Raw genomic sequence first — 19,024 nt, forward strand, 5'->3', positions numbered from 1 at the left:
CTTTTACGTTAGTTGCACCTTTGTATAATATGTTTCTTTTACAGTGTTATTTTCTACAGCTTCTTTCCATGGCTCAATGTAACGTTTTAATGATGTGTCCAATCTTTGATTTAACTCTTGTATCATCTCTTTGTTATCTAAGAGCTGTCTTACATGATCAAGTCCTACTCTTTCAATCCAATTAGATGTTCTTTCCAAATAGTTTGCATTTTCACGATAGTATTGAAGGAAAGCTCCTGTAATCTCCATTACTTCAGCTTTTGTTTTTACTGTACACAATAAGTCTCCAGCACGAAGATCTGTTCCACCATTACCAGCAATGTAAATCTCCCAACCACCATCGATACCTACAAATCCAATATCTTTTATTCCAGCTTCGGCACAGTTACGAGGACATGCAGATACACCCATTTTAAATTTGTGCGGTGTATCAAGTCTTTCAAATTTCTTCTCAAGCTCTATTCCAAGACTCATAGAATCCTGTGTTCCAAATCGACAGTGCTGTGATCCGACACACGTCTTAACTGTTCGTAAAGTCTTTCCATACGCATATCCTGAAGGCATATCGAGATCTTTCCATACACTGGTCAGGTCTTCTTTTTTCACTCCGAATAAACCAATTCGTTGACCGCCTGTCAGTTTCACAAGTGGGACATTATATTTCTCTGCTACCTCAGCAATTTTCTTTAAATCTTGTGCACTTGTTACCCCACCATACATTCTTGGAACAACAGAATAGGTGCCATCCTTTTGAATATTTGCGTGCAATTTTTCATTTACTAACCTAGAGTTACGATCATCAATATACTCTTCTGGGAAAATCATACCTAAGAAATAATTCAGTGCTGGTCGGCACTTCGAACATCCTTCTTCATTTTTCCACCCAAGCACATACATAACTTCTTTAATTGTTGTTAATCCTTTTTCCTTTATTTCAGCTACAATCTCTTCTCGGCTATTTGTTGTACAGCCACAAAGTGATTTTTTTGTAGAGGTAGCCTTGAACTGATCGCCTAATGTGTGGGATAGGATATTAGAAATAAGTGGTTTACATCGTCCACAAGAACGTCCAGCATTCGTACAACCACCAACTTCTTCTACACTTGTTACACCCTGTTCCTTGACCGCCTGAACAATTGTCCCTTTTGTAACTACAGTACAGCCACATACAATCTCATCACTTGGCATTGTTGAAATATCGTCAGAAGTAGTAGTGCCTCCGTCTCCATTACTTAAAATGGCTACGCTCGTTAAGTTGCTGATATCTTCTTTCTTAGCAAGCATTCTAAATAGCTTTGTACTATCACTTGTATCACCATATAAAACGATACCTACGATTCGATTTTCTCGGATTAAAATCTTTTTATAGACTCCATCAAACTCGTTATGCATCTTTATTGATTTTGTAGAAGGATCATCTAAAATCTCTCCTGCTGAAAATAAGTCAATACCAGCAACCTTTAGTTGAGTTCCAGTAACTGAACCTTCATAAGGTTTTGTTGGTTTACCTGTAATACGTGCAGCGAGTACCTTTGCTTGTTCATATAGTGGAGCAACTAGACCATACGTTACTTCTCTATGCTCAGCACACTCACCGACAGCAAAAATATTTTCACAATTTGTTTCCATAAAGTCATTTACAACAATTCCTCTATTAACATATAACCCTGTTTCTTTCGCCAAGTTTGAATTAGGTACTATGCCAATGGCCATAACAACAAGATCTGCTTCTATACTTGTGCCATCTATAAACTTTAATCCTTCAACTCTTGTATTTCCTACTATCTCTACGGTTTGTTTGTTCATTAAAAACTTGATGCCTTGTTGTTCTAACTCTTTCTGCAGCATGGTTGATGCAGCTGGGTCTAGCTGTTTCTCCATTAAATATGATGGTAAATGAACAACATGGACATCCATTCCTAAATCTAGTAGACCTCTAGCAGCTTCAAGTCCAAGTAGACCACCACCGATGACAACTGCTCGCTTATAGGCTGTAGAAGTTTCAAACATATCCTTGCAATCTTGTATTGTTCTAAATCCAATGACCCCTTCTTTAGTAGCACCTGGTATAGGTAAGATAAACGGTTTTGAACCAGTTGCGATAATGAGCTCATCAAAATCAACCGTATGATTCTTTGAATGAACTTTATCCTCCTCTATCTTTAAAACTTCTTCTCCAGTTAAGAGGTTAATATTGTTCTCTTTATACCAATCCCAGTCATTCATAATGATACCTTGGAGCGTTGTCTTCCCTTGTAAAACATTTGATAATTGAATTCTATTGTAATTTGGATGCGGCTCTTCCCCAAAAATTGTAATATCATATTTATCAGGTGCTAGCTTAATGATTTCCTCAATTGTTCTAACACCAGCCATTCCATTCCCAACTAAGACTAACTTTTTCTTGCTCATGTGTAGTCCTCCTATCGATGTTTGCTCATTATTTCACAAAACTGTTTATATTGATATTTTAAGATGGGAGCAAGCTTTATGGTGTGACATTTATCACAATTCAATCAGAATTTGTGAACACCTTCACAATATTGACGAAAAAAAAGACTTCATTTCGAAGACTCTTTTTGAATGGCTGGTAGTAACACAATTACTTCTGTTCCTACATTCTGCTCACTTTTATAGTCGATTTGCCCACCCATCGATTCAATAATCCTTAGAGAGACCGTTGTCCCTAATCCAGTCCCTTTATCTCTTGTTGTGTAAAATAATGTACCTATTCTAGATAGCTCTTCCTCACTCATCCCTTTTCCAGTATCACGAATAAGGATAAAAGCTTGCTCATTTTCTATTTTCAGGGTCACTGATACACATCCACCATCATTTGTTGCCTCAATGGCATTCTTAATAAGATTAATGAATGCTTGTTTAACTTGATTGCGATCTGTAATGACATAAATATCTTCTTCCAAAGAATACTCCAGATTCACCCCGTCTTTATTTGCAAGAGGTTCTAGCAATATCGATATATCTGTAAGTATTTCAGTAAGGTTACATTCCTCAATTTTTTCAAATTGCGGCTTAGCAAAATTTAAGTAATCATTAATAATTGATTCTGCCCGTCCAAGCTCACTTAATACCAAGGTGAGATACGTATGATTTTGCCCCTTTTCCTGTTTATGCATAAGCTGAAGAAATCCCTTTACTACTGTTAAGGGGTTTCTTACTTCATGAGCAATAGAAGCAGCAAGTTCCCCTAAAGTGTTTAGCTTTTCTGCTCTTGCTATTTCTTGTTTCATCAATTCATTTTCTATCATCGACTCATTAATTCGGGAAGCAATCCAGATTGATACTACCTGTATCGCTCCAAATATTAATACATTTTTAATAATGTCGTAGTTAACAGCAGATTCATCACCAGTTATCACTAAATGGGTACCTAGCATTGCTAGCATTACTAGCATTGGCCATACACCAACTAATACAGCCATCCTGATTCTTTTTTTCGCGGGATAACTCATAAACTTAAAAGAATATAAAAAGGGGACCATAACAGCTAATATCCCGCTAAGGTATCCAATAGGCAATGCATCTCCGCCAATATATGTTCTTACACCAAAATAGGCACATAAAACGATTACACTTGCCACTGGCCCTCCATATAAAGAGGCTAACACAAGCGGCACATAACGAAGATCCCAATATAGACCATAGGCTTCAAATGAAAAAAGCAAACAAAGGGTGACTGAAATTCCTTGTAACATACCACAAAAGTATGGAGACTTACCAAAACGCTTTTTTGCAAAGAAAAAATTATATATGAATATTGGCATTAAAATAATCAATACGTGTAGTAATAATTTTTCAACAAGCATGATGGCGTACCCCCAGGGCAATTTAAGTATTACTTATAGATACGACAAAACTTGTCATTTCCCCTTTCTCTTCAGGGATATATGTGAGAATAAACTCAAAAAAGCTGTTGATTTTAGTCAACAGCTTTTTTATCTGATATTAAAGTTTAAATGAACTCTTTAAGCTTACAATCTGATTAAAAACGAGTTTTTCTTCAGTCGTATGCTTAGGGTCAACATTGAAATAGCCATGTCTAAAGAATTGAAATTTATCTTGTGGCTTTGCATCTTTCATATTTGGTTCAACAAAGCCTTGAACAATTTCAAGCGAATTTGGATTAACATTATCCAAGAAGGATTCACCCTCACCTTGCTCTTCATCAAGAATTAAAGGCTCATAAATTCGATATTCGGCAGCGATTGCTTGAGTTGCCTCGACCCAGTGAAGTGTTCCTTTAACTTTACGTCCTGTAAATCCTGTACCACTCTTTGTCTCAGGATCATACGTACAACGAAGCTCTACCACATTGCCTTCATCGTCCTTGATAACTTCTTCACATTTTATAAAATAAGCATGCTTAAGTCTAACCTCGTTCCCTGGAAACAGTCGGAAGTACTTTTTAGGAGGATCCTCCATGAAGTCATCTTGTTCAATATAAATTTCTCTAGAGAATGGAATTTGACGAGTACCCATTTCCGGAACTTCTGGGTTAATTTCTGCATCAAGCATTTCAACCTGATTTTCAGGATAATTCGTGATCACAACTTTTAATGGCTTTAAAACACCCATTGTACGTGGTGCTTTCAGTTTTAAATCTTCACGGATAAAGTGCTCCATCATTTGAACATCTACTACACCATAGTTTTTTGCCACACCTGTTTCACGACAGAAATTACGAATAGATTCTGGTGTATAGCCTTTACGGCGAAGACCTGAGATAGTTGGCATACGTGGGTCATCCCAGCCATCCACATACTTTTCATCAACTAATTGCTTTAGCTTACGCTTACTCATGACAGTGTTCGTTACATTCAAACGAGCAAATTCAATTTGCTGTGGTTTCGCATCCATTTCACAATGTTCAACAACCCAGTTGTATAATGGGCGTTGATCTTCAAACTCTAACGTACAAATAGAATGAGTAATTCCTTCAATCGCATCCTCAAGTGGATGTGCATATGCGTACATAGGATAGATGCACCATTTATCACCAGTATTATGGTGAGTTGCATGTGAAATACGATAAATGACAGGATCTCTCAGGTTAATATTAGGAGAAGACATATCTATTTTTGCACGAAGTACTTTTTCTCCATTTTGGAACTCTCCGTTTTTCATGCGTTCGAACAAATCAAGATTTTCTTCAATACTACGGCTTCTTGAAGGACTCTCTTTCCCTGGCTCTTTTAGTGTCCCACGGTACTCACGGATTTCATCAACTGATAAATCTTCAACGTATGCAAGACCTTTATTAATTAGAAGTACAGCGCGATCATACATTTCATCGAAATAGTTTGATGCGTAGTGGAGCTCCTCCCACTCATATCCTAGCCATTTTACATCCTCTTTAATTGATTCAACGAATTCTACATCCTCTTTTAAAGGGTTCGTATCATCAAAACGAAGGTTTGTTTTCCCGTTAAATTCGTCAGCTAACCCGAAGTTTATTACGATTGATTTAGCGTGTCCAATATGTAAATATCCATTAGGTTCTGGTGGAAAACGTGTAATGATTTCTTTGTGTTTTCCGGATTTCAAGTCTTCAGTAATGATATTTTTTATGAAATTTGATGATGTTGTATTGTTTTCTTCCATCCGACCTCAACCTTTCTCTAGCCTACATTGTCAAAACCAATTTAATAATAGTAGTTATATCATAAAAATTAAGATATATCTATGCTGAGCATAAATTTCGCCTATACTCTCACTTTTTCCATGATAGGTGGGGAATAAACGTTTTAATTAACGCAAAAAAGACCTTTACTACTGTAGGTCTCATTGAACTATGTTTATTAGCTCCTGGCTATCACTTTGTAAATCGACCGTTCCTTTCCACTGCAGGCACTTGCTTTCCGCGTGGAGGATTGCGAGCCTCCTCGGCTTTGCCTGCGGGGTCTCACCGGATGTTCCTCTACTTCCCGCAGGAGTCAAGTGCCTTCCGTTCCAATACACTCTAGCTTAATAATGTTGTTGATACACTTTTCTAAAAAAATAGAGCTTTTTCTCCTTCACCCAAAGTAAGTCAAAATCAGTGAACATAGTAGTCCACTAGCCGAGATGAATCCGACGATGGGGCCTCCTTCTTCAAAGGCTTCTGGAAGCATGGTTGAGGATACCATTGTTATGATTCCTCCGGCGGCGAAGGCTCCGATGGTTGTGACTAGCCATGTCGAAGCAGGGTCAATGAGTATATAGCCTAGTAGCGAACTTAGAGAGGCTAGGACCATCACAACAGACCATAAGAGTAAGATTTTCTTTTTTGAGTATCCGTCCTTTTTTAATCCGATGCTACTTGATAGGCCTTCAGGAAAATTGCTGATGAAAATGGCTATAATAATTAGCCAGCTTACGGAATGATGTTCTATTAGGCTAACTCCGATAATCACTGATTCAGGTATTGCGTCAATGATTGTCCCTATGAAAATAGCCATTCCTGAATGGCCTCTGGGGCTCGTTTTGGAACGTTTCCGTTCGTGGCCACCTTTTTTCATAATCATTAATTCTGCAAGAATAAAAATAGTGGCACCCGCTAAAAAGCCAAGTGATGGATAAAGTATTCCACCTTCTTTGACTGCATCAGTGAGCAATTCAAAGGTTGCCGCACCGATTAATACCCCTGTTCCATAAGCCATTACAAAGGCTGAGACTTTATTGGGGATGTTTTTGAAGATACCTAGTAATGCACCAAGTACGAGGGATGACCCCGCAATGGCTCCCCACATAGCTGCCTGTAACATTTGTACCGCTCCTCTACTATTTCCTGATATATAATTTATCCATTTTATTAGATATCAGTAGTAGAGTTTGTAAAATTATTTAACCAATGAATGTTTAAAGGCATAGATGACAGCCTGTGTGCGGTCCTGAACCTCAAGCTTGCCTAGTATATTGCTTACGTGTACTTTTACGGTTTTTAGGGCAATGAATAATTCGTCTCCAATTTCTTGGTTTGTTTTACCTTGTGTCATTAATAGGAGTATTTCCATTTCGCGGTTTGTAAGTTGTTCATGCAGAGCGGTTGGTTCTTTTTTTCGCATTTTCATCATCATTTTTCCCGTTACTTCAGGCTCTAGTACAGATTGGCCTTGATAGGTTGAACGGACTGCATTTGCAATTTCACTTGCCTTAGAGGTTTTTAACATATAGCTCGTTGCACCAGCTTCAAGGGCAGGATATACTTTTTCATCATCTAAAAAGCTCGTTACAATGATTATTTTTGCATCTGGCCAGCTTTCAATAATTTGCTTAGTAGCCTCTATCCCATCCATTTCGGTCATGACTAAATCCATTAAAATCACGTCTGGCCTTAGTTCAAGAGCTAATTTCACACCTTCACGACCATTGGATGCCTCTCCAACCACTTCTATATCTGATTGTGCACTGAGGTAGGCAGATATCCCAATCCTCACCATTTCATGATCATCAACGAATACCACTCTTATCAATGTCCTTCACCCTCAATCCTTATCATCGGCACCTTCACCTCAAGACGGGTGCCTTTATCTTTTACGCTAACTACTTTTAACGTCCCACCAATCTCTAGAGCACGTTCATACATATTTTGCATACCATAAGAGCCTGACTTAGACTGTTCTACATCGAAACCTTTACCGTCATCAACAACCCTTAGGATTGCCATGCCATCTCTCATGATAAGAATCACTTCTAGATTTGAAGCTTTTGCATGCCGTAAAGTGTTTGAAACAGATTCCTGCAAAATGCGAAAAAGATGATCTTCCACACCTTTGTCTAGTTGTGTATCTTCTATCTTCCATGTAATCCCCATTGTTACTTTTTGAGAAAGTTCTGTAAGTAGTTCCTTCATTCCTTCTTGAAGAGATTTACCCTTTAATGCCACTGGACGAAGATGCAATAATAATGCACGCATTTCTAATTGTGATTGATGAATCATTTCTTCTACCATCTTAAGTCTTTTCGTTTCCGCACTATCAGGGTCCGTTTTAGTTTCTGTTATTGCTGACATGACCATTGATGCAGCGAATAACTGTTGACTTACAGAATCGTGAAGCTCTCTTGCAAGTCGATTTCGCTCTTGTGAGACAATCTCTTGAATTCGCTTCTCTTGCTCTTCTGCTTTTACATTTGCTAGCTTTTGAGATGATTTAACTTGTTCAAGCATTTGTCTATTAATCTTCTTCACTTGATTGAAGATTTGATCTAGCTCTTCATCCTGATGCAATTCATCAATTTCAATTTGTTTCCCTTGTTCGACTTCTACTAATTTATTTGAAATGGATCGTAATTGATTTCTCCATAACATCCCTGTTATGAAACCAAACATTAAGCCTATTAAGATGCTAATACTTGGTGCAAAGATAACAAACGGTACGTCCATGACCTTTCGATTCCATAAATCTCCCCAATCTGTTAATGGAAAGGCAGTTAGGAACACTCCTGAGGTTGTAACAAGCAAAATAATTGAGATAAAAACCGATATCACTAATTGCTTTTGAATTAAACTCATACTCGCTTCACCTCTAAATTTCCAATTAGAAATGAGGTGACTATTTTAATTTTTTGTTCAGAACCCTTATAATCTTCTGTTTGATAGGACAAGACTTGATTAAATACTCGACGTTCTTCATGTTGAAAAATAGTAGTTGATCCAGTAATGACTGAGTGGTAGACACTTGCCTCCATTTCATAAGGAATTAAGATTTCCACATTTCCTACAAAGTTTCGAATGGAGATAATCGATTCTCCCTTTGGTAGAACAGTATTACTTAAATCAATGGTTGTATCACCAATACCTGTCTGTATATTAATATCGTTCCATTCATAAACATGGTCCGATGTTTTTTGGCGACCGATAAAAACATTGTCAAAAAGACTTTTCGTCTTAATAATTGGCTCCTCTGTAACTAACGCAGTTGTTGCCTCCTCAATCTCAGGCTTAATAACAGCTGGATTTTTCTTTGATTGAAAATATTGAAGAACAAAATACAAGATAATTCCTATTAATATAAATTTAACAGTCATCATGTTTGCTATTGTAAAAAATAAACTAATACATCCTATCCAAAAGACTAATTTTCCAAATGTTCCTTTGAACTTTTTTCTACCAAGGTAGATTAAAACTCCCGATACAAATCCCGAAAAAATAACTCCACTATTAAAAAAGGTAACCTCAATAAACAGGACTACAAGCCCGATCATCGATAACCGACTAATATAATCTGTTTTTTTGTGATTTGACATCTAAGGCTACCTCCTTTCTTTTGCTCATTTATTATGTTCTAAAAAGGCGCAGTTCCCCACGCCTCTTAAGAATACCATGTTTTGGTTATGAAATAGTAATAGATTCTTCTTTTTTCATTTCTTTTTCTAGCTGGGCAATACGTGAGTCAATTGTGTTTCGATAGTAAGCCGAATTCACTTGTTGCTCCAGTCTATCTAAGTAGCTTTCCATTTCATTAAAGCTAGCTTCTGATTTGTTTGTATGGCTAGTAGTATCTAAAACCTGGTTCATTTTATAATGTGCTCTCGCCATATTTTCACGGCCCATTAGTTCCATTCGTTTAATATACATGTCCTTTAATTTGTGTTTCATTTCTTCATATTTTTTCTCAAGCTCTAATAGATGTTGCGTGGCACCTGCTAATGATTCCTTTAAACGCGAAGTGCGTTCTTCATATTGAACTTGTTCCTGATAGGCAAACTCATAAAGCTCTGTTTCTCCTGCTTTCGTAGCGATTTCAGCTTGGTACTTACGTTTCTCTGCTAATTTACTTGCTTCTGTATATTCGCGAGTAAATTCATCCTTTAATAAATGCTGACGTTCAACAAGCTTACGAACTTTCTCTACTTCTTGCTCACATTGACGAAGATATTGATTTAAAACTGAGATTGGATTTTTTTGCTCCTTTTGGTCTAAAACCTCATGTAAATCTGCTGCGATAGTGTTTTTAATACGATTGAATAATCCCATTCTAATCTCTCCTTTAATTTGTGTAGTTTTTTAATAGTTTTTCTTTAATTCAGCCCACTGCTTCTCAAAGTTAGTGAACGGATCATTGCTTTCTTCTGTAACAACCACTTCTTTTTTATTCCAGTTTTTATACACTAGGTATAAAACATAAGCTGCTGCAATTCCAAAAATAGCTGGAACATTTGAAGCGGTGATTGCTAGAGCAATTAATCCAACTGCTGCCCACATAACCTTTTTAGCAGTTGAGTCTGTTTGCATAAATCCTTTAACTGCGTAGTACATGATGACTAGGCTGATTGCCAACCCAATCACTGCGGGAAGGTTACCTAATAGGACAATGGCTGCAATTCCTCCGGCTAGTAGTAAACCAAATTTTTTCATTTTGTTTTCCTCCTTAGTTATTTCATGTCTTTATCTTATCTTGGAATCCTTTTTGTCATAATGATCCTGAGATATAATTTGCACTAAGACCTGGGACCTAATGGGGGTAGGACTCGACCTTTCCTCCAACAAAAAAAACCCACAAATTGTGGGTCTCTCGCATTATCTCGATACATATTTATTTCCACTAATCCAAAATCTCCAGGGGTAATCCTTAGCTTCTCCTGAATTATCAATTCCGATTCTAGGTCCACTCGAGATTAACTCAGGCTTCAAACCCTCAGCAATAAACAAGGGCGGTTTAATGATGGAATTGCCATAGTCCTCCATAGAAATTCCTAATGCCTTTGTCAGCTTTCCTGGTCCGTTTGTAAGATTTTTAAGATCGTTCATGCCTCTTCTTTTCTGCATTAATTCAATAGAAGTTAGTGGCTCTACTGCCCTGATTAATACAGCTTCTGGTTTATCAACATCTCCACTAACAACATTGACTAAGCAATGTGTATGCATTTGATATGTATAGATGTAACCTGGTTCTCCAAACATAATCTCTGTTCTTTTTGTGCGGCGATTTCCAAAGCTATGTGCGGCTCGATCCTCGGGCCCCTTGTATGCTTCTGTTTCGACAATATAACCCGATGCAATACCGTCATCTGTTATTTTCACTAATAAGCTCCCTAATAGTGATTGTGCTAATTTAATGGTAGGCTGTTGAAAAAATTCAACTCCCAAGGGTTTATATGTTATATCTGTTTTCAAAACATCCCTCCATTCCCCTACTTAATCATACCTCTTGCATCAATATTCCAAACATCGATCACTTTACTACCATCATGGACAATATATTCATTAAATTGATTCACTACTGTACAGACATGATTAGGAATAATTTGAACCTTATCTTTTAATGTTAATGAAGTTGTTTCGTCAAATATACCAACTCCATGTTCCTCAGAGAGTCTTTCGATTGTAACTTCAGGGTGATGGATAACATGTCCAAAGCCATTTACTGTATTGTTACCGTGTGCCCCTTTATCTAAACAAAGCGTTTTACTACCGGTATCAAAGACAATTCTGTTTTTATAAACCCCCGCAACTCCACCTAAAACAGTCACTGCACACCTCTCAAGATTACTCACCCCTAGCCCTGCCTGAATCGCATCAAAAAATACAGCATTTCCAGGTCGAATTTCATTAATACCTTTTACCTTGCCCGCAAACTTATACGTTGGCGTTGAACCGACACTTCGGATTGGCACCGGTATTCCTACCTTTTCACAGGCCTCTGCACTTTCGACAACTGCCTTCGCTTCCTCTAAGCCAATTCGTTGTATTTCCTCTGAAGATTTCGCTGCATACGAATGTCCGGCATGGGTAAAAACTCCACCGAGTCTTAACTTGGATAAAAACACAATAGCTTGAGCTAGCTCTACTACTTCGTTACCTGGCTCGACACCACAACGGTTAAGGCCAGAGTTTACCTTTATCCATACCTCAAGCATAAAAGGTGTATCCTCTAACCCTTTTTGTAGGCTTTTCAATTGTTCAAGACTATCGACCGATACCTTAAGATCAACATTGTTTTCGAGGAGCTTTCGAAGTCGCTGTATTTTTAAATCAGCTGAGATTGGGTAGGCAATTAAAATGTCCTTTATTCCGGCAGCAGCCATCACCTCTGCTTCTCCAATTTTCGCACATGTAATTCCCACCGCCCCAGCTTGTAGTTGAAGTTTAGCGATATTCACAGATTTATGTGTTTTGATATGCGGCCTTAAACGTACATTATTTTCAACCGCAAACCTCGACATCTCTTCTAAATTTTGGTCTAGTTTGTTTCTATCTAATAATAAGGTTGGTGTATCTAGCTCCATCAAATATTGGCCAATCACTTATTTTCCTCCTACCCTTTATTCCTTACATACTATTTCGATAACCTAGGAATAATTTCCTTTTCTAGTAAAAGCACAAAAAAAACTCAACCACAAATGTAGTTGAGTTAAAAGGGGGAAATACATTGGATAACTTACTTATTTTTAGAATAACCACTTTTCTAGTAGTCTATACATTACGTTAATAATTTTTTAATTACTTCGTTTGTCAGATTAGGAACAACTTCTAAAGAGAATGTTTTTTCCATTCGCTCATACTTCTTATGTGCATCAATTCCATAAGGACCAATATTAATGACCGGTACATTAATGTCACGGATGTCCTGGTAGTTCACATAATGTTTTGTTCCCCAACCAGGGTTGTTGTTAGAAACAGCTTGAATCCCCTTTTCATCATCGCTAAGTGCTACAAAGCTCATATCAGAAATGTACGGGAAAAAGTTACGAATGGCAATTGGATGTTGATAGCTTGGTTGTATTTTTCCAACAGCATAATCAAGTGCTTCAATTAGATTTCTCTCTTGTTCAGTCTCTCCTGATAGCTCGATTCGTGGTGAGTATAAGGATGAATAGAAAAGGATGATTGCTGGATTTTTATCTATCATCCATTTCCACGCTTCCTCTACCACTCTGGCTGCATACATTCTAGTATCAAGAGATTCATCTAGTAAAAGATTTTCTTTAAAATCTTTCATATGACTTACGTAAGCTGTACCATGTTCATTCACTAGCAGCTCGTGCATCTCCTCATACGTCATAACTCTAGGTGTCCAAGTCACTTCTCTATATGGCTCACCGCTTAATTCACTAAATTTTTTATAGCGTTCTTTGAAAAGGTGTAGAGAATTTTCAAAGGCAATATAAGCTTGCTCCTTTAGCTTTTCTAACACTTCTTTTGGAGACCATGAAAAGATAAAGAAGTTATAGTAGACATAGGCAGACAGTGCTGTTTGAACAGTATATGAGGGCTTTAAGTCTGTTTGCTTAAGCGAAACTGGCGGTACTGTTATTTCACCGAGTGCCTCATTACACAGGTCTGGGTTATAGTCAATTTGTCTCGTTAACTCTGCCGCAATAAAATTTGGGTCAAGTCCTTCAAAACAAGATCCTACATGCGTTTCAGCTCCTGTTATAAAAAAAGAAGGAAGCAGCTTACCTGTAGTACCTTTATAGATATAACGATTATCGTCTCCTTCATAGCGAGGTGACACAAAATCTGCATTTATCGCCGCAACATATTCGAAGTCATGCTCTTCCTTCCATTTCTTCAGTTCATCTAATGCAGAAAGAATTCCATGAGAGCCATCCTCTTCATCACACTCACTCACTAACACTAAATTCCCTTCTAGTTCCTCCGGGTGCTCAGAATAATATTTTAGAAGATATAGGTGACTAGCAAGCCCACTCTTCATGTCAAGAATACCGCGGCCAAACATCCACTCTTCTGAATCAACATGCTCTCTTAAAGCTTGAGGTAGAGTTTCCTTTTTAAATTCCTCAACAATTTCATCCGGATTACAAGCCTTATCTTTTAGCTGATTAAAGTCATCAACACCGACTGTGTCCATATGCCCCATCAATATTACCGTTTTGTTGCTCGTACCTTTTGTTCCTTTAACAAAAGCCAACACATTATACCGTTCATGCGGGTCATTTTTTGTTTCTACTTTTAACACATGACTTGGATTGTTCGTAAAATAAGGAAACGACGAAATTAAGGTATATAACACAGAAGCTATTTCCTTTTCTCCATTCGTGTTCACAATACTTTCAACATTTACTAACTGTTTCGTAAAAAACAAAATATCATCCTTACAATCTAGCACCTGAGGTCCTCCTATATTTCGGTAGTCTAATGAATAAAACGTACATTATTTCTATCTGAAATACAAGGCTTAAATTATACTTTTCAAATCCGAATACTCCATACATTTTCCTAGGTTTAATTGCTTGGAGTTTGCCTAAAATGATAAAGGTACTAGGTTTAAAAGGAGGATATCAGAATGAATAAATTACTTACTATGTTCATTGTAGCTCTCGCTTTCCTGTCAGGTTGTAACAACGATGAAACCCCACCACCTGAACAAACACAGGAAACAGAAAATAATCAAGCAGACGACACAACAGATGAAGAAACGACTGACGAACACGGCGCACAAAATGAGGCATTTCACGTTGAATATCCACAACCTGGTGACTCTGTTGAATATACCTTTACTGTTAAAGGTGAAGCTCAGGTGTATGAAGGATCATTTGCATACCGCTTAGTTGCTGACGATGGGGAAGAGCTTGTTCGTGAGTATGTTCAGGTTAACCAAGAAGATCATGAGGGTAAAGGGTTATGGAGGAGCTTTGAATTCACCGTATATCTTGATGATCACACCACACCATCAGCGACTCTTTATCTTTATGAAGAAAGCGAGAAGGATGGAACAGTTACAAATGAATTAGCTATTCCTATTACGTTTATTCCTAGTGAGGAGTAGGTTTATTATGAAGGGAAAAGTTTACTACCCCAATACCTCTGGGATTGGTAAAATCATGTCGAGTGTTTATGCGATTGTTTTGATTGTTGGATCAGGAATCAACGTATCCAATCAAGACGGATTACAAAGCTGGTTTCTCTTTTTGAAGGTCAGTCTAATCTATATCGGGATATGTACACTCCTGTTTCTTGCCATTAAAAGCCAACGTATCATCTTAAATGAAAATCAGTTTACACTGAAGGTTTTCGGTTTTACAAGGCATCAAATTACCTTAAGTCAAATCAACCAAATTAGGAAAGCAAAACTAAACGGTTCACCTATTATGCAAATTGAAACAAAGAATAAAAGAACATTCCCCGTTCCATTTTTACCCTTTGAAAAAGTCTGGGATGAACTTTTACCACTCCTTAAGGAAAAGTGTGGAGCAGATATCATCGGTGAAATGAAGCTTCGAAGAGAAAAAGGTGAACTTAGAAGTTGGGATTAACGATAAAAAGTGGTACCGAGCAATATTGCAAGGTACCACTTTTATCTTTTATTTAAGCTTAACTAACAATGGCTTAGTCTCATCCTCTACTCCCACTAACCCTAATGCTGTTAACAGGATTTTTTGAGGTCCAACGTATGCATCCTGAGGGTCAAAATACTCCTCTAGCGTATGCACTCCCCCGAGATCTCCTCCACCTCCGAGCGTAACAGCAGGAATTCCTAAGCTAATAGGTACATTCGAATCAGTACTACTTGGCTCACATAATTCGGGCTTATAGCCTAGAGCAACATCTGCTGCCAACGAAGCTTGCACGATTAGGCTTTCAGCAGACTGTGAGCCTGCAGGTCGATCTCCAACCAACTCGAGGTCTACTGAAATAGCGTCTTTGTTCCAGCGCTGATTTTCATCACGAGCTGCACTCTGACTAACGGATAGGATCTTTTGTTCTAGCTTCGTTAATTCTTCCTGTGATGTTGATCGGATATCAACAAGCATCGATGCTTGTGCAGCTATCGTATTAACGGAAGTCCCTCCATCAATGGTCCCTATGTTAAAGGTGGTTCTCGGTTGAATTGGTGTTTCTAACTCAGATATTTTCGCAATGGCTCTTCCAAGAGCATGAATGGCACTTGGTGTACCAAAGTTTCCGAAACTATGCCCTCCAGGACCTTTATATGTTACGCGATAACGACGGCTTCCTGTACCAAGATACACCGTGCGGTTGGGTTCACCTGGCTCAATTGAGATAAAGCCATCGATGTCATCCCTCTCCTGAAACAATGCCTTTACTCCCCGTAAATCTCCTAAGCCTTCCTCTCCAACAGTTGCAACAAAAACAAGATCACCTATTGTCTTTATATTTGAATGATTTAAGGCTCTTAGTAAGGTTAATAAAACCGCTAGCCCTCTACCATCATCTGATATACCTGGTGCATAGATCTTACCATCTCTTAACTTTGGTTTAACGTCTGTGCCTTCTGGAAAGACAGTGTCTAAGTGCGCAGAGACAACCAGTTTAGGCCCTGTGCCCGTTCCTACTTTTGTCCCAATCACATTTCCAACATCATCTACATGAACATTCTCAAGTCCTAGTTCCCTAAAGCGTCTAACAAAATCTTCTCCCCTTACCTGTTCCTGAAAGGTTGGTGCCGGGATTGAAGTGATGTCAATCTGATCTTTCGTAGTGTTATCATTATCTTCCTTTAAAAAGGATAAAGCCTCTTTTACTGTCTCTATACTTACAAGCTTGTTTACGACTTTTTCCACCATCATCGTATCCTCCTACTATGTACTATTTCAATTATAACAACTTTTTCTAATAGTCTGTTAAAATAGATACTAAACGGAGGGATTCAAATGTCTACTAGAAAAATTGTAATTACTCAAGATATTGATCAAAAATATTATGACCAAATAAAAGATATTATTCCTGACTGGGAATTGATTGTAGGAAAAGAGAAGGAAGTTTGGGAGACACACCTCCAGGATGCTGAAATCATTGCTGGCTGGAAAAAAGAAGTGAAGGAGTATAGCATTGATAAGGACTCAAAGTTACGTTGGCTTCAGGCTTGGAGTGCTGGTGTTAACAATCTACCATTATCTCAGTTAGAATCTAAGAATGTCTATTTAACAAGCGCCAATGGTGTTCATGCTTACCCAATCTCCGAAACAATTTTTGCCCTAATGCTCGGATTAACACGAAAAATTCATTCATATGTTCGAAATCAAACAGAAAAAAAGTGGCATCATGACAACCTTAAGCTAGAAATCCATGAGAAAACGATTGGAATTATTGGTGTAGGTGAGATTGGAAAAGAAACAGCTAAAATTGCAAAAGCTTTCGGAATGAAGGTTTTAGGACTACGTCATTCAGGTAAGCCCGAACAGTTTGTTGATGAAATGTATACACCCGATCAACTGAACGAGATTCTTCCACATTGTGATTATGTGGTGATTACATTACCACTTACGAAAGAAACGCAGCAAATGTTTGGTAAGGAACAGTTCAATCTTATGAAGCCTTCCTCTTTTTTAATAAATATTGGTCGCGGGGAAATTGTTATCGAAAGTGATTTAATAGCAGCATTACAAGAGGGGAAAATTGCTGGGGCAGGGCTTGATGTGTTTGAAAAAGAGCCACTTAGTGAAGAAAGCCCGCTATGGGACCTTGAAAATGTTATTATTACTCCTCATACATCAGGTTCCACTGAAAATTACAATAAAAGAGTGTTGGAGAATATTCTTATTCCAAATTTAAAAAAGTATATCAATGGAGAAGCACTTTCTATTAACTTGGTTGATTATAAAAAAGGATATTAAACGATTAACCCTCTGTACTAATCTAGTACGGAGGGTTATTTTTATGCGGCTAATGGTTTTCAATCCTCATCCTTCACATCAATATCAGCAGGAATTGGTTCATTACGTAATTCTTCGAGTAATGCTTTGTGCTTTTCCATTTGCTCTAGGTGGGTTGTGAATTGCTCTTTGTTGATAAGGTATTGTTCTCCATCATGGACAGCCCGAATTTTCTTTTCCAGGATTAATGCTTCGATGTATGATTCTGGAAAGGATAGGTATTCTGCGGTTTCTTTTATTGTTAGATACATGTATTCACCTTCTAGTTTTGGCCTGGTTATGGTTTATTCTAGTTTATTTGTTTTATCAAAACAATAGAAAGGACAAAGTATCCCAATATTGAACATTGACCGTCCCCTGAAGACAGAAGTCTTGTCCTTTGATTAAGTAGTTACCGACGAAAGTAAAATAAACGGAGTTTTTCCGGTTATATTCAGAATGGAGGATATTTTGGGCTAAATAACCGGATTTTTTCCGCTTATGCCATGCAAACTCCCCAAATTTAATGTTTTTAGAGTCAATAGGCGGAATTTCTCCGTCTATTTTAGCTATTTTCAGTGAAATTTACCAAATAAGCGGAGTCTTTCCGACTATCTATTAAATCGTGTGTTTATCTAATAACTCCCGAGCCTTTTTGAGAGGACATCCTTCCCACCCGTAATGGGAATAACACTTCCTGTAATGAAGTCTGATTTTTCGTCACATAGGAAGGATATGGTTCTGGCTATGTCTTCTCCTGTGCCTGGTCGGCCGACTGGGGTATTTTCATCGTTTTTCCCTTGGGCATCTAGGATGTTTGATTCCTTCCAGTGGCCGATGATTTCACCCGGAGACACCATATTTGCCGTAATACCGTATTTTGCTTCTTCTAGAGCGACTGTTTTTGTTAGTGAAACCAGTCCTACCTTTGCTGCAGCGAAGGCTGAGCGATAGATCCAACCTGGGGCTGTGTCAGCACGTTCAAAGCCAAAGTTAATAATTCTGCCCCACTTCTTCTCTCGCATTTTGGGTACGAAGTATTTTAGTAGACAAAATACTCCATTAAGATTTCCGTCTATTATATATTTCCATTCATCCATGTCATAATCTATTAAGTGTTTCCGTTCATGCACATACGGGCCTGCGTTGTTAATGAGAATATCAATATGACTATGTTCTGCAATACAATGATGGATGATTTTTTCACAGTCACGTACTGATGCAATGTCGCCCTGTATTACTGTACACTCTACTCCGAAGTTCTCTGTAATATATGTCTTAAGTTCACTGGCTTCCTTTTCACTATTCCGATAATTAATAACAGTGTTTATCCCTTTTTGAGCTAATTCAATTGCAGTTCGTTTGCCAAGCCCTGATGCACTACCTGTTAATAATGCGGTTCTAGTAGTAATGAGAATCCCCCCTCCAAACTTTCACTCTACTTTGAATATATTAATTTTCTGAA

Annotated in this window: 18 protein-coding genes; 3 read left to right on the plus strand and 15 right to left on the minus strand. The window is 37.9% G+C overall.

The genetic code is table 11. The features are described from left to right. Positions 1-3: 3 nt before the first annotated feature. From nirB to J2Z26_RS17570, 12 genes are all read right to left on the minus strand, one after another. Complete coding sequence (gene nirB / locus J2Z26_RS17515; protein ID WP_193539901.1) at positions 4-2,412, minus strand: nitrite reductase large subunit NirB; 2,409 nt, start codon at positions 2,410-2,412, stop codon at positions 4-6. 149 nt (positions 2,413-2,561) lie between these two features. Further along, a complete protein-coding gene (locus J2Z26_RS17520) occupies positions 2,562-3,827 on the minus strand; it encodes an ATP-binding protein (protein WP_193539902.1) in 1,266 nt (421 codons plus the stop codon). A gap of 139 nt (positions 3,828-3,966) precedes the next feature. Next, a complete protein-coding gene (locus tag J2Z26_RS17525) occupies positions 3,967-5,622 on the minus strand; it encodes a glutamine--tRNA ligase/YqeY domain fusion protein (protein WP_193539903.1) in 1,656 nt (551 codons plus the stop codon). 413 nt (positions 5,623-6,035) lie between these two features. Continuing rightward, positions 6,036-6,764 (minus strand): ZIP family metal transporter, encoded by a 729-nt coding sequence (locus tag J2Z26_RS17530; RefSeq protein ID WP_193539904.1) that lies wholly within the window; start codon positions 6,762-6,764, stop codon positions 6,036-6,038. Between the two features lie 75 nt (positions 6,765-6,839). Continuing rightward, a complete protein-coding gene (locus J2Z26_RS17535; RefSeq protein WP_193539905.1) occupies positions 6,840-7,472 on the minus strand; it encodes a response regulator transcription factor in 633 nt (210 codons plus the stop codon). Next, the gene (locus J2Z26_RS17540; RefSeq protein WP_193539906.1) at positions 7,469-8,512 is read right to left on the minus strand and encodes a sensor histidine kinase; all 1,044 of its coding nucleotides are present in this window, start codon (positions 8,510-8,512) and stop codon (positions 7,469-7,471) included. The genes J2Z26_RS17535 and J2Z26_RS17540 overlap by 4 nt, the downstream gene beginning before the upstream one ends. Then, the gene (liaF, locus tag J2Z26_RS17545; protein ID WP_193539907.1) at positions 8,509-9,246 is read right to left on the minus strand and encodes a cell wall-active antibiotics response protein LiaF; all 738 of its coding nucleotides are present in this window, start codon (positions 9,244-9,246) and stop codon (positions 8,509-8,511) included. The genes J2Z26_RS17540 and liaF overlap by 4 nt, the downstream gene beginning before the upstream one ends. An 85-nt stretch (positions 9,247-9,331) precedes the next feature. Beyond that, complete coding sequence (locus tag J2Z26_RS17550) at positions 9,332-9,976, minus strand: PspA/IM30 family protein (protein WP_193539908.1); 645 nt, start codon at positions 9,974-9,976, stop codon at positions 9,332-9,334. 30 nt (positions 9,977-10,006) lie between these two features. After that, entirely contained in the window at positions 10,007-10,357 is a 351-nt protein-coding gene (locus tag J2Z26_RS17555) for a lmo0954 family membrane protein (RefSeq protein ID WP_193539909.1), read from the minus strand. 162 nt (positions 10,358-10,519) lie between these two features. Then, on the minus strand, positions 10,520-11,116 hold the full coding sequence (locus J2Z26_RS17560) for a DNA-3-methyladenine glycosylase (RefSeq protein WP_227413891.1): 597 nt from the start codon (positions 11,114-11,116) through the stop codon (positions 10,520-10,522). A gap of 17 nt (positions 11,117-11,133) precedes the next feature. Beyond that, on the minus strand, positions 11,134-12,246 hold the full coding sequence (locus J2Z26_RS17565) for a D-TA family PLP-dependent enzyme (RefSeq protein WP_319638104.1): 1,113 nt from the start codon (positions 12,244-12,246) through the stop codon (positions 11,134-11,136). 176 nt (positions 12,247-12,422) lie between these two features. Next, entirely contained in the window at positions 12,423-14,072 is a 1,650-nt protein-coding gene (locus tag J2Z26_RS17570; protein ID WP_193539910.1) for a M20/M25/M40 family metallo-hydrolase, read from the minus strand. A gap of 177 nt (positions 14,073-14,249) precedes the next feature. Between J2Z26_RS17570 and J2Z26_RS17575 the strand changes: the two genes are divergently transcribed. Beyond that, on the plus strand, positions 14,250-14,732 hold the full coding sequence (locus J2Z26_RS17575) for a Gmad2 immunoglobulin-like domain-containing protein (RefSeq protein WP_193539911.1): 483 nt from the start codon (positions 14,250-14,252) through the stop codon (positions 14,730-14,732). A 7-nt stretch (positions 14,733-14,739) separates the two neighbouring features. Continuing rightward, the gene (locus tag J2Z26_RS17580) at positions 14,740-15,219 is read left to right on the plus strand and encodes a hypothetical protein (RefSeq protein ID WP_193539912.1); all 480 of its coding nucleotides are present in this window, start codon (positions 14,740-14,742) and stop codon (positions 15,217-15,219) included. A 48-nt stretch (positions 15,220-15,267) separates the two neighbouring features. Here the strand turns inward: J2Z26_RS17580 and J2Z26_RS17585 are convergent, their stop codons facing one another. Continuing rightward, positions 15,268-16,494: a M20/M25/M40 family metallo-hydrolase gene (locus J2Z26_RS17585; protein ID WP_193539913.1), complete on the minus strand. Its 1,227-nt coding sequence runs from the start codon at positions 16,492-16,494 to the stop codon at positions 15,268-15,270. An 84-nt stretch (positions 16,495-16,578) separates the two neighbouring features. On the opposite strand from J2Z26_RS17585, the gene J2Z26_RS17590 reads away from it, so the two are divergent. Beyond that, entirely contained in the window at positions 16,579-17,541 is a 963-nt protein-coding gene (locus J2Z26_RS17590; RefSeq protein WP_193539914.1) for a D-2-hydroxyacid dehydrogenase, read from the plus strand. A 59-nt stretch (positions 17,542-17,600) separates the two neighbouring features. On the opposite strand, the gene J2Z26_RS17595 is transcribed toward J2Z26_RS17590, so the two are convergent. Then, positions 17,601-17,831: an excisionase family DNA-binding protein gene (locus tag J2Z26_RS17595; protein WP_193539915.1), complete on the minus strand. Its 231-nt coding sequence runs from the start codon at positions 17,829-17,831 to the stop codon at positions 17,601-17,603. Between the two features lie 363 nt (positions 17,832-18,194). Then, positions 18,195-18,977, minus strand: coding sequence for an SDR family oxidoreductase (locus tag J2Z26_RS17600; RefSeq protein WP_319638107.1), 783 nt, complete (start codon positions 18,975-18,977; stop codon positions 18,195-18,197). Positions 18,978-19,024: the final 47 nt, after the last annotated feature.

Source organism: Cytobacillus luteolus, assembly GCF_017873715.1.
GTDB lineage: Bacteria > Bacillota > Bacilli > Bacillales > Bacillaceae_L > Bacillus_BV > Bacillus_BV luteola.